This is a genomic window from Acidicapsa borealis, assembly GCF_059115245.1.
In genome coordinates this window covers 1,325,633-1,337,625 of record NZ_JCACNY010000001.1, presented here as the reverse complement: position 1 = coordinate 1,337,625, position 11,993 = coordinate 1,325,633, and the positions used below count along the sequence as shown (strand labels likewise).

The following is an 11,993-nucleotide window of genomic DNA, read 5'->3' as shown; positions in this document are numbered from 1 at the left end:
GAGGAGCGTTATGCGCAGGTTGGGCGGGTGGGGGATGGTGTGCGCCTTTTTCGTGATTCTCGCGAGTTGGAAGCTTGGAAGTTCAGTACATGCCGGAACAGATTTACCGGATCGGCATCACGGAGAGTACAAGGTGCTGACGCCGATTGAGAGCGGCAATCTGCTGTTATTTCCCGTGGTGCGAACGGATGGCAAAGCTCATGAGGGTTCAGGTTTTCTGACTCTCGATGAGGGGATTAAGAGCGGACAGGTCGAGGTAACAGAATCGGGTAAAGCGAACGGTCTTGTGAGGCCTCGCGGAGGACGGGTGCGGCTCCAGGGGGATCAAGTGAATACGCTGGTGCTGACGAACAACTCGAAGCAGCCGCTCTTGCTGCTTGCGGGTGAGATTGTGACCGGAGGTAAGCAGGACCGGGTGATTGCAAAGGATCGTATTGTGCCTGCTGGAAGCGATCCGATTGATCTGGCGGTCTTTTGCATTGAACCTGGTCGTTGGACGGAGAGTTCGGTGAAGTTTGGAGCAGCGGGTAAGATGCCCGCAAGCGGATTCATGGTGCAGCCATCTGTACGGCGACGCGCGATGGTGGATAAGGACCAGCAGCAGGTGTGGCGTTCGGTTGGCGGGGCTATTTCGCATATGTCTTCAGCCCGTGTTGCACCTTCGCCGCTGACTCATGGAACCACTTCGGCGGAGTTGGCAGTTCCTCTTGCAACGACGAGCTATGCGAAGGTGATGCAGGACAACGCAGTCAGTTCCAGCGTTGACGAAGCCGCTCCGGTAGTCAAGGCTCGTGATGAGGTGATCGCGAAATTGCGTTCCGAGAATGCAGTTGGTGTTGTGGTTTCAGTTCGCGGAGAGATTGTGTGGGCAGATGTGTTCGCTGACACGGAGCTGCTATCGCGATACTGGACTAAATTAGTGCGATCCTACGCTGCGGAGAGCTTGACTGGCAGCGAGTTGCGAGCAGGCGCCGGTGCACCTCCAACGGTGGGGGAGGCGCTGCGATTCCTCGATATGCCTCGTGGGGGAAGCGAGACTACCGATGGTGAGGTTGGGATATATCGATATCACGAGCTGAAGAGAGATGGATCGGATACGTTTGTACTCGAATCCCTGTTACATGGAAGTGGATACGAGGTGCACATGAGCAAACTCAAGGTAGCGGCACCCGATCCCTTGATTCGTCCGGGTGTGATTCTTCGCTGAGCCTGCTTCGTCGGAGGTTCGATTGAAGCCGTGAGGAGAAGCCGCTGTTCTGCCTCTAGTACAGTTTCGCCAGAGGTATTGGTGTTGGACTTGACGGGCGAACTCTGGTTGAATGAGTGCAAGCTTTTCAGATTCTCGTCTGAAGTTGGTGGTCGTTAAGACGCGGCTTCCGATGAGATTGCGCCTCGGCAAAGCGCATAGAAAGCATTCCTTGCGCGGAGAGACCTTTGACCTCATCCCATGATGGACACGTCGCCTGTCTGGAGAGGCGTAGTTCCCTAAATCCTGCTGTTGGGCTTACGTTCCTCATCGAACTTCGGGCGCCTCGCGGGTGTCAGCGTTGAGCGGATCGCATGGCTGCTGGGACCGCAGCCTGCAACGGTCGTCGAGATCGATCTGGTCTCGGCGGCGATTTCTTGGCATGAGTGCGGCTGCGGTTTCCTATGGTGCGGTCGCCGGATGCCGATCATCGTTGGGGCACGGGCTCACGCATGCTCTGGGCTGGGTGCCCAATGTCGAATATGCGAACTTCTGGATAGCACTGGATCAGGGTCTGTTTGCGCAAGAAGGGGTGCCGCTGAAATATCTGGCAGGTGGGCCAAACGTTCCGCAGCCAGTGATTGAGATTGCGGCGGAGCAGGCCAATATTGGTGACAGCGATTGGCTGCCGCTGCTGGATGCACTGGATCATGGCAACGATTTTGTGATCCTAGCGTCTCTCTTTCCGGTTGCGCCGGTGGGCCTGATCTCACTACCTCGGCGACCGATTCTAAAGCCAGCGGATCTGGTGGGTGCGAAGTTGCTGGTGCAGGGCCCTGCGGAGCGACGAGTGATGGATGCAACATTCAGGCTCAATCATTTGCCGCGTGAATATGAGTTTGTTCCGGTGGGTTTCTCTCCGGAAGCGCTGATGGCAGGTGCCGGCGATGCCTATTACTGCTTCATCACCAATCAACCGCTGACGCTTGAGGCGATGGGACTAAAGCAAGGTACGGACTTCTTTGTCACGCGCATGTATGACCTTGGGTATCGCGTGCCGTCTGCGCTGGTTATTACGCATCGTAAAACGCTTGAGACCAAGAGACCGATGCTTGTGGCATACCTGAGAGCCCTGCTGCGGGCTCGCGCTATCAACCTGCTCAATGCTTCCTACGCGGCCACTTTGACTGTGACTCGCTATGGCGGTGATCTGGGACTTGATCTGGAGCAGCAGACGCGTCTGAATGCGTTGCAGACGCCATTGGAGATTGCGCCTTCGAACGGTCTTCCCTTCTGGATTGGGCATGAAGACCTGAGCGGTGTGATGTACGAAGCCGCAGCTATCACAGGACACACGTATCTCCCTGATCCAAAGCGTTTACTTGATAATTCGCTCATCGCGGAAGCTCATCGCTCGCTGGGGCTCATCCACGCTTAGAACAGCGCAACTACATCTCTGCAAGGAGTTCGATCTATTGTCTGATTCGCAAGGACTTGCCAATCCATTCGACGCGTCAACTACGGCACCCCAGTCTGTAGACCTTCTCGTGCTTGGCGCTGACGTTGTGACGTTTGACGATCAAAACAGGATCATTCCTGCAGGCGCAATCGCGATCCGAGGCAATGCGATCGTCTGGCTTGGAACGGAAGCAGAGGCGCGAGAGCGATTTCGAGCATTGGAGATATGTCATGCTTCTGGATTGATTGCGATGCCGGGCTTGATCGACGGGCACTATCACACTGCTCAGCAATTCCTGCATGGCAAGTTCTCTTCCCTTCGGCGCAATGGTGAGTACCTTGAGCCGGTTTGGCAGAGGTATCTGATTCCGTTTGAATGCGGGCTTGAGCCGGAGGATGTGTACTGCAGTGCTTTAGCTGGGTATGCGGCGATGATTGCTTCGGGAACGACTTGTTTTCTTGAGGCCGGTGGGCCACATCCGGATGAGATGGGTCGGGCAGCTGCGGAGATTGGCATTCGCGGACGCATTGCCATGTCGACGATGGATATGGATGAGGCAGTGCCTGCGAAGAGCCGCTACACTACTGCGGAAGCACTGCGGCGCAGCGAGGAATTGGTGCTGCGGTGGAAGGATCATCCGCGAGTGAATGCGTGGCTGGCGCTGCGGCAGTTGCTGGTGAATACGGAAGAGTTGCGCGTTGGCATGCGGGAACTGTCGCATGCGCTCGATACACCGATTCACACGCACCTGGCCGAGGGCACGTACGAGGTGGATTATACGATCAAGCATTGGCGGCTTAGGCCTGCGGAGTATCTTGCTTCGATTGGTTGCTTTGACGAGTATGTCCATGCTGCTCACTCGGTCTTACTGAGTAGTGATGAGCTTGATCTCTATGTGAAGCACGATGTCTCGGCTTGCCACTGTGCGCTCAACAATTATCGTATTGGTGTGCCGAGGCTGCACGAGATGATTCGGCGCAATGTGCGGGTTGCACTTGGGTCGGACGGGGCTGCGACGCGATCTACGCTGGACCTTTTTGCGGTGGTGCATGCGGCGCAGGTTGGAGCGCAGTCTGTTTCGGGTACGCCGTATCACTGGGACACGCCGCTCAGCAATGAGCAGCTTTTGCGACAAGTACTGTGTGGGGGTGCCAGGGCAGCTCGTCTGGAGAATCAGATTGGCAGCCTTGAAGTTGGGAAGCTCGCGGATATCATCCTAGTAGCTGCGGATGATTACGATCAGTTTCCGAATATGGATCCGCTGATTACACTGGCTGAAAGCACGACCGGACGGGATGTACGGCATGTGATTATCGATGGCCGCATGGTGATGCGAGACCGGCAAATCTTGACGATGGATCTGGCGCCTATGCGGGAACGGATGGCGCAGCAATATTCCACGATCATGGGTCGATTTGAAGCGGCAATCCAGTGACGAGAGACCATGATTGAGCTGAGCGGAATCTCGAAGGAGTATCGGCTGAACCGGCGTGAGACGGTGCGCGCGCTGAGCGAGATCAATCTCACGATTGAGACTGGTGAATTTGTTGCGTTGCTGGGTCCTTCGGGTTGCGGAAAGAGCACGATACTGCATCTTCTGGCTGCGCTTGAAGATCCGAGTTCGGGATCTGTTCTCATTCACGGAAGGCCGCCTGCGGAGTTGCGTGCGGAGCATCAGCTTGGCGTTGCCTTTCAGGAGCATGCGCTGCTGCCGTGGAGATCGGTGCAGTCGAATCTTGAGTTGCCGTTTCAGGCTGCGGGTGTCGCAATCGATCACGAGCGCATCCGGTATCTGATTCAACTGGTGGGGCTGCAGGGCTTTGAATCGGCAAAGCCGAGACAGCTTTCTGGAGGTATGCGGCAACGTGCGGCGATTGCGCGGTCGCTGGCATTGAAGCCGCAATTGCTGCTACTCGATGAACCCTTTGGCGCGTTGGATGCGGTGACGCGGCGGCATCTGAATCACGAGATGCAACGCATCTGGCTGGAGCAGAGAGCTACTACTGTGCTAGTGACGCATTCCGTCGAAGAAGCTGCGTTTCTTGCAGATCGCATCGTTGTGCTGACTGGCAGACCCGGGTGCATTCTACGGGAATATCGAGTTCCGTTTCCGCGCCCACATACGCTGGAGCATACGCGGATGGAGGTGTTTCATCAGTTGTGCGATGAACTGACGCTCTGTCTCGATCCGGATGCTGCTCGTATTCTGCGCGAAGATAAGGCGGATGACCGATGAGCTCTGCTCGAGGGGTCCGCGTCTACGGAATCCTGGGGTTCGTTGTATTTCTATGCCTTTGGCAGCTGACGGGGATGCTGCATCTTGGCGGGCCGTCGATCCCATCCATTGGAGCGGTGTTGGCTATCTATCGACAGCCGTGGAGACTGGCGCTACTGGGAAGAGCCGTCGCCTCCACTCTCCTGTCAGCGGCAACTGGCCTCAGTGTTGGTGCTCTGCTTGGGACACTAGTGGCCTTGGTCGCGCATCTGATAAGGCCTATGCGCACAGGGCTGAATCGGCTGGCTGTGATGATCAATGCTGTGCCTGCGGTTGCTCTTGGGCCGATCCTCATTGTTACTGTGGGGCGCGATTGGACGCCTACAACACTGTCTTCAATTCCCGTATTTTTTCTTACTTTTGTTACGGTAAGCAGTGGTCTTCGATCGGTGAATCCACGGTTGAATGATGTCTTTTCGACGCTTGGCGTAAGCCGCTTTTCCCGGCTTATCCATCTTGAATTGCCTGCCGCAATTCCTGCATTTCTGGCTGGTATGCAGGTGTCCGTGTCTGCTGCGATTGTAGGCGCCATTGTAGGTGAGTGGTTCGGATCTTCGACAGGGCTTGGAATCATTATCCTGAACACCATGCTCAACTTCCAGATCCCGTTGATGTGGGCTGCGGTTGTGTTTGCAGTTGCGGCATCGTTGATCGCATATGGCGTGATCGGCAGCCTCGAACGTCGCGCACGGAGGTATTTCTCATGATGGCCACGACACTGCTTCGGAGGGGGGTGGCGTACGGCTCGCGCGCTGTTTCTCAGCTCTGGGCAGCCGGCTTACTGCTTGTGCTTTGGCAGGTCTGGGTGGACACGACGACACCGAACAGTTTGATTGTGGTGCCTCCGGCAGAGGTCTTGCGAGATATCGTGTCGAATCCTTCGATGTATATTGCGGCGTCGCTGTGGACACTAGGAATTGCACTTGCGGGGTTGGTGAGTGGAATTCTGCTTGGTCTGATGCTGGCTGTGCTTGCGTGGACTTCGGATCTGATTTCTGGTTTTTTGGGACCGGCTGCGATTCTGGTCAGTTCGACACCAGTGGTGTGCATTATTCCCTTGTTGGCAAGGATATTCGGCTATCGAACACCTACGGAATACTTCACTGTTCTCATCATGATGTTCTTTCCCAGCTTTGTATTCGCAGCGTCGGGGCTTCGGAATTTGCCGCCGATGTCCGGTCAATTGCTGAGTACATGGGATACGCCCAAATCGAGACAGTTGTGGCTGCTTGCGCTTCCGTCAGCCTTGCCTTCGCTGGCGACGGCACTGAGAACGGGAGCAGCAGCAAGCATCCTGGTTGCTGTGGTGGCCGAATACCTGATGCAAACTGGGGGATTGGGTGCTCTTTTCGCGACGACGATGCAGCAGTTCAACATACCGCGAGCATTCGGAGCGAGCATCGCCGCGATGCTGCTTTCTGCGACCTTGTACATACTGGCGGGTTCAGTGGAACATCGCATTCGTGAGGTCTTTGGGCGCGCCTGAGAGGATGTTACTTCAACGCACCGCCGACGGCGAACGTTACTCTGACTTTGGGCCGTAGAGTTTACGGAGGTAATCGCCCCACTTGGTTTCGAAACCTCCGACCTCATCGTCTAAACGCGCTCCATCACTCCACCAGTGCTCTGTACCTCTACCCATCGCTGCACCGCGGCGGGTGTGGATGTCGAGCATGTAGTCTTCTACCTCTACCTTGCGCTCTCCACGGGTGATCACTTCATGAGCCCAGCCGGCGAGTTCCATCGAGGTGCGATCCTTCTTTGCGGTGGTGAGAATGCGAACGGCGTGTGCGGAATACATACACCGCTCGGCGCCCTCAGCCATGCGCAGTCGCTGCTGGTTGATTGCTTCAAGCAACATAGGCGCCTCGATCAGGCCGAAGCCGACATCTTCCGTCGCAATAATTTCGAGCCTGCGCCACAACACTTCTTCAGCTTCAGGCCCACTGGCGAATAGCTCATAGGCGGCTAGAGTTGCTTCTTCGAGTTTGCCTCGCCGAATGGACTTTTGCAGGACTGAACGAATTTCGTCTACTGGATATCCGTTGACGGTCGTGGTGCGGCTCCAGACATCCTTACTTTGGTAGTTCTCTGCCATTCATTTACCTCGCTTCGCGTTCAAGATGGACAATACCGGGAGACTAACGAGTCAGATCGGCTGTACTTGGGTTGGGAGAAGCTGTAGGTCCAGACATAAGTTTAATCAGCTCTCGCTGTAATTTTGCAGAGTCAACATCTAACTGAGCATGGACCTTGTTCAGCTTCATATTAGGTGCAAGATCATCGTCCCAGGTCACCGTATTTCCATAACCTGCGCCTCGGTTGGTATCGACGTCCAGCTTGATGTCACGCTCGCGAGTGATGATGGATGGATCGAGCCACGCCAAGGCGGCTAATTCATCCCATAGGTAGTTAGGAAAGACGGGGCGTTCAAAGTATTTTGTCAGGTACCGAGCGGCCGGACTATCTGCCTTCGCAATCGCGTCCAGGACCTCGGGCTCTGCGCGAGTTTTGAGGGACACATCAACGGTGGTTACTGTGATCTTGGCCCAGCCTGCGTGCATCGTGATCGAAGCGGCTTCGGGATCGAACCAGAAGTTGAATTCATGGCGGGGATCGTTGACCCATTCCTTCGCTTCGGTCTGGGGATTCAGGCTACCGCCCATGATGACGAGTTCCTGAGCGAGCTCCGCAAAGTGTGGATCGATGCTGATCGCAAGCGCTACGTTTGTCAGCGGTCCGGCCGCGTAGATCGTGATCTTATGCGGGTATTTGTGGACCATGCGAACCATGAAGTGGGCGGCGTCTTCAGTCGCAGGTAGCGTTACGGGATTCCCTTCCTTCAGCGGAGACATGTCATCCCACGACTTGCGGTTCTGGTTATCAGAGAACGCACCTTCCCAAGCTGCGCGCCCGTAGATTTGCGCCGCCAGGCGAGTCCATTCCAGGGTGCGTAACAATGGGAAAGCTGCGCCAGGATAGACCTTGACGTCGGTACGTCCAACGGTTTCGAGTAGTCGGAGAGCGTGTCCCACTTCCTGATCGCGCCAACTATCGCCAGTGACGACAGTGATGCCGAGAAGCTGGACATCGGGCGATTGGAGGAAGACGAGAAGCGACATCATGTCCGAGCCGCCGGGGCCGGATGCATCTTGATCGGCAATAACCATGCGCCTTTCAACGGCCCATCCACGGGCCGTAGTCGACGCGAGAGTAAGACAGCCGAGACAGACGAGGGAAATGTTTCGCCAAAGAGAGAGACGACGCTTCGTTCTTGCCGCGCGCATGGGACGAACTCCGTTGGAGATGAGACGGACACTGTTGCGGGATCCTTTTTCGCCGGATTGAGCGCAGGCTGCACCGATGCATTCCGCACACGTGCCGATATCGCCCATCGTGACGTACCCCCGGCTAGATGTCAATTCCAAATCGCTCTTGTAAATGTATTGACGAATGTTCCACGCGCAGGCGCGAGCGTTGAATCCACGAAAAGGCTAGGCGCGCAGACTGCCTTGTGGTTTAATACCGCTTATCGAGACTACTTTTGCCCCGATGCATATTGTCGATTTCCCGATCGGCTTACTTCAGTAAGTTGCACGCTGCGACCCCGCAGGCTGTGCAGGATAGTCGCCCGGCAGCACGGGCAAACGTTGACGGTCGGCCCAGACCGCGATGATAGAGCGGCGTTTCTTGAAATGCCGACATGACAATGCACTGCTTTGCAACATGACATTTGCAACGGTTCACCGCGCTCATGCGGTCGTGTCTTTCATCTCTACTTTCAAACATCTTTTCATTCCAAGTTCAGAAAGGCCTTGTCTATGCTCTCAGGCATATCTATCTCTATCCGCAAACTTCATGCGGTACTGTGGTACGGAGTTTCCCTTCTGTTCATCGTGATCGGCTGTGCGGTTCAGAGCGCAAACGGTCAATCGCTGGCCGGTCTCGGCGCGGTGCATGGCACGGTGACGGATCCTACTGGAGCGGTGGTGCCTGGCGCCGCTGTCACGGTAAGCAACAGTTCGATCGGCATTGTGCGCGAGCTTATGGCGTCCTCTGATGGTGTATTCGAGGCATCGTCGCTGCCGCCTGCGGATGGCTACGTAGTTACGGTGAAGCTGGCGGGATTCTCGACGTACATCGCCAAGGGCATCAGTGTTCATGTTGGCGAAGATCTCGGGGTGTCGGTGACACTGAAGATTTCGCAGTCGGCGGAGACCGTTTCGGTTGACGCGGCAGACGAAGTGCTTGAAGTGACACGCTCTGGGGTTTCTGAGTTGGTGAGCCAGAAAGAGATCAACGAGCTGCCGATCAATGGGCGCCGCGTTGACCAGTTTGTGCTGCTGACGCCGGGTGTGACCACCGATGGCGCAGGCGGCGAAGTTACCTTCCGTGGTGTACCCGGAAACAACATCTTTCTGCAGGACGGTATGGACGTAACACAGCAATGGGGCCAGGACGACGCAGGCAGCACGAGCGCCTTCTCACCGTTGAGCCAGGACGCGGTGCAGGAGTTCCAGGTGTTGACCTCGGGCTACACGGCTGAATTCGGCCATGCGGCTGGCGGCATTGTGAACACTCTTACCAAGAGCGGTACGAATGGCTATCACGGGTCGGGGTTCTGGTTCTTCAAGAACCGTACCCTCAATTCGACCGATCCGTATTCCTTTGACAGCAACGGCAACTCTTTCAATCCTCCCAACTGGCGTCATCAGGTTGGCGGCAGCGTGGGTGGTCCGATCATCAAGGACAAGCTGTTCTTCTTTGCCAACACGGAAGAAACTCGGGAAAGCCGTCCGCTGGTTTCTTCGTACAGCACATCGGCATCGCTCAACTCGAACGGAAGCTTCAAGGCAGGAGCCTGCACAGCATCGGACGCGCAATGCGCTGCGGCTCAGGCTTATATTCAGCGCACGTTTGCGGTGCTGCCGCGCAGGCTGAACGAGAACATCGGGTTTGGCAAGATTGATTGGCGTCCAACGCAGAAGGACAGCGTAACGGCCAACTTCAACCTGATGCAGTTTGCTTCTCCGAACGGCACAGTGAGTGCCACGGCACTGACGGATGGGAGCGGGTTCTATCCGAACGGCAACCAGATCGATCTGACGCGTTGGGCGCGCCTTTCGGAGACCCATGTGGTATCTCCAAGTGCGCTGAACGAGTTTCGATTCGGCTGGTTCAAAGACACGCGCAAGCAATCTGTGAACGAGGCAATTGCACCGTCGGATGGCCTGCGATCGGGGCTCTCGGTGGCCGATTTGAGCAACCTGGGTATGTCTGTCAACATTCCGAATTCGCAGCCGTCGGAAGATCGCTTTCTCTTCACGGACAACTTCTCCTGGACGGTCAAGAACCATCAGTTCAAGTTTGGTGCGGAATCAAACTATATGCGTGATGTCGAGAATGCGTTGTTCTTTGCGAAGGGTGAGTACTTCTACAACACGATCACCGATTGGGCGAAGGATCTCACTCCTGCGGACGGAGACGCGCAGGCCGGATATCACTACTCTGGGTTTCTGCAGAGCTTTGGGCCTCTCCTCACTCGGGCGATTGTGCGCGACTACAACTTCTATGCACAGGACCAGTGGCAGATCACTCGTGCTTTCACTGTGAACCTTGGTTTGCGGTACGAGTTCAACCGATTTACGCAGCCACCGGAGAACCCTGATTACCCTCAGACGGGCAAGCTGAATCAGCCTAAGCACAACTTTGCTCCTCGCGTCGGATTTGCATATTCGCTCTATGGCGGGAAGACTGTGATTCGAGCGGGTTACGGCTTGTCGTATGCGCGACTCCCTTCCGCCAGCGTGATCCGTCTGCAGCAGCGAAACGGTACCGTACAGAAGACGATCTTCTTCCTGCCGTTCTTTACCAATGCACCAAAGTTTCCAGGTTATCTTCTTTCGACGGACATTGCAGGGTCGGGCAGCAATGTCACCTATGCCGATCCAAATCTGAAGACGCCGTACACGGAACAGGGAGACCTGACCGTAGAACAGAAGATCGATAGCAAGACGGTCGCTTCAGTCTCTTATCTCTGGAACGATGGAGTCGACTTCCTCACTCGCCGTGATGACAACCTGGTACCTCCTACCTCGAGCTACACATGGAATATCGTCAACGCAAGCGGGGCGACCACAGGCACCTATACAACGCCGCTGTACACTCAGAAATACGATTCGCGCTATGGCGTGCTGAATCATATCCATAACAGCGGACGTCTATATTACGACGGCCTTGCTGTTTCGCTGAATCGCCGGCAGTCGAAATGGCTGGAAGGATCGATCGCCTATACGTGGTCGAAGGCGATCGACCTTGGGTTGGGAGCCGGTGCGGATAACATTTATTACACCGATCCACCTGTGATGGTTTACAACGGCGATCAGCGATTCGAGAAGGGACGTTCTCCCCTGGATCAACGGCAGCGCGTTGTTGCGACTGGTTTGTTCACGCCACCGGTGAAGGATTTTGGCTCGCGATTCGCCAATAGCTCTTTGAATGGTTGGCAGTTGTCTGCTATCGAGACCTACGGGTCGCCGCAGGGTGTCGATCCGTATGTGAGTATCAGCGGACTGCCAGCATCGCTTTCCAACGATGTGTATTCGACAACGATCAGCGGTGACGGAATTGGGTTCGCCTCTTACCAGCGTGCGCCCTTCCTTCCGCGCAGCAGTCTCAACCTCGGAACGACATTGAGAACGGATATGCGCGCGACGAAGACGTTCAAAATGCCTCGAGAGACCAGCCTTGCACTGAACTTTGAACTGTTCAATGCATTCAACTACAGCACGATCACCTCTGTGCAGCAGGTGGCTATCTTCGCCAATGCCGATGGAACATTGTCTCCGTCGGGATCAGCAGGCAAGGGTACGGCATCCGCTGGATTCCCTGATGGCACCAATGCGCGGCGCGGCCAGGTATCGGCTCGTTTCACTTTTTAGTATCAAGGCGGCATCGAAATCTGTGCTAGATGAGAGAGGGCGCTCCTGAGACAGGGCGCTCTTTTCTCTTCAAGCCAGGTTCAATCTGGTACTTGGATCAGACACAGATCAACGGACCATGACAATTTTGTT

9 protein-coding genes are annotated in these 11,993 nt (G+C 55.7%); 7 read left to right on the top strand and 2 right to left on the bottom strand.

All coding sequences use genetic code 11. The annotated features are described in order from the left end of the window. Positions 1 to 10: 10 nt before the first annotated feature. From AC5S27_RS05340 to AC5S27_RS05315, 6 genes are all read left to right on the top strand, one after another. On the top strand, positions 11 to 1,207 hold the full coding sequence (locus AC5S27_RS05340) for an ARPP-1 family domain-containing protein (RefSeq protein ID WP_493933529.1): 1,197 nt from the start codon (positions 11 to 13) through the stop codon (positions 1,205 to 1,207). Between the two features lie 421 nt (positions 1,208 to 1,628). Continuing rightward, positions 1,629 to 2,624, top strand: coding sequence for an ABC transporter substrate-binding protein (locus AC5S27_RS05335; protein WP_493933528.1), 996 nt, complete (start codon positions 1,629 to 1,631; stop codon positions 2,622 to 2,624). Positions 2,625 to 2,661: 37 nt separating this feature from the next. Continuing rightward, a complete protein-coding gene (locus AC5S27_RS05330; protein WP_493933527.1) occupies positions 2,662 to 4,080 on the top strand; it encodes an amidohydrolase family protein in 1,419 nt (472 codons plus the stop codon). 9 nt (positions 4,081 to 4,089) lie between these two features. Then, entirely contained in the window at positions 4,090 to 4,881 is a 792-nt protein-coding gene (locus AC5S27_RS05325; RefSeq protein ID WP_493933526.1) for an ABC transporter ATP-binding protein, read from the top strand. Continuing rightward, a complete protein-coding gene (locus AC5S27_RS05320) occupies positions 4,878 to 5,627 on the top strand; it encodes an ABC transporter permease (protein WP_493933525.1) in 750 nt (249 codons plus the stop codon). The genes AC5S27_RS05325 and AC5S27_RS05320 overlap by 4 nt, the downstream gene beginning before the upstream one ends. Then, positions 5,624 to 6,406 carry an ABC transporter permease gene (locus AC5S27_RS05315; protein WP_493933524.1) on the top strand — a complete coding sequence of 261 codons (783 nt, stop codon included), beginning with the start codon at positions 5,624 to 5,626 and terminating at the stop codon, positions 6,404 to 6,406. Before AC5S27_RS05320 ends, AC5S27_RS05315 begins: the two co-directional genes overlap by 4 nt. Positions 6,407 to 6,442: 36 nt before the next feature. Here AC5S27_RS05315 and AC5S27_RS05310 read toward each other — a convergent pair whose 3' ends face one another. Then, on the bottom strand, positions 6,443 to 7,018 hold the full coding sequence (locus AC5S27_RS05310) for an AAA family ATPase (protein WP_493933523.1): 576 nt from the start codon (positions 7,016 to 7,018) through the stop codon (positions 6,443 to 6,445). A gap of 43 nt (positions 7,019 to 7,061) precedes the next feature. Beyond that, positions 7,062 to 8,090 carry a nucleoside hydrolase gene (locus AC5S27_RS05305; protein ID WP_493933522.1) on the bottom strand — a complete coding sequence of 343 codons (1,029 nt, stop codon included), beginning with the start codon at positions 8,088 to 8,090 and terminating at the stop codon, positions 7,062 to 7,064. 651 nt (positions 8,091 to 8,741) lie between these two features. On the opposite strand from AC5S27_RS05305, the gene AC5S27_RS05300 reads away from it, so the two are divergent. Next, complete coding sequence (locus AC5S27_RS05300) at positions 8,742 to 11,861, top strand: TonB-dependent receptor (protein WP_493937272.1); 3,120 nt, start codon at positions 8,742 to 8,744, stop codon at positions 11,859 to 11,861. Positions 11,862 to 11,993 lie beyond the last annotated feature (132 nt).

Coding starts and splice junctions, on each gene's coding strand:
- AC5S27_RS05300 (WP_493937272.1), top strand. CDS start 8,742: ATGCTCTCAGGCATATCTATCTCTATCCGCAAACTTCATGCGGTACTG.
- AC5S27_RS05320 (WP_493933525.1), top strand. CDS start 4,878: ATGAGCTCTGCTCGAGGGGTCCGCGTCTACGGAATCCTGGGGTTCGTT.
- AC5S27_RS05315 (WP_493933524.1), top strand. CDS start 5,624: ATGATGGCCACGACACTGCTTCGGAGGGGGGTGGCGTACGGCTCGCGC.
- AC5S27_RS05310 (WP_493933523.1), bottom strand. CDS start 7,018: ATGGCAGAGAACTACCAAAGTAAGGATGTCTGGAGCCGCACCACGACC.
- AC5S27_RS05325 (WP_493933526.1), top strand. CDS start 4,090: ATGATTGAGCTGAGCGGAATCTCGAAGGAGTATCGGCTGAACCGGCGT.
- AC5S27_RS05305 (WP_493933522.1), bottom strand. CDS start 8,090: ATGGTTATTGCCGATCAAGATGCATCCGGCCCCGGCGGCTCGGACATG.
- AC5S27_RS05335 (WP_493933528.1), top strand. CDS start 1,629: ATGAGTGCGGCTGCGGTTTCCTATGGTGCGGTCGCCGGATGCCGATCA.
- AC5S27_RS05340 (WP_493933529.1), top strand. CDS start 11: ATGCGCAGGTTGGGCGGGTGGGGGATGGTGTGCGCCTTTTTCGTGATT.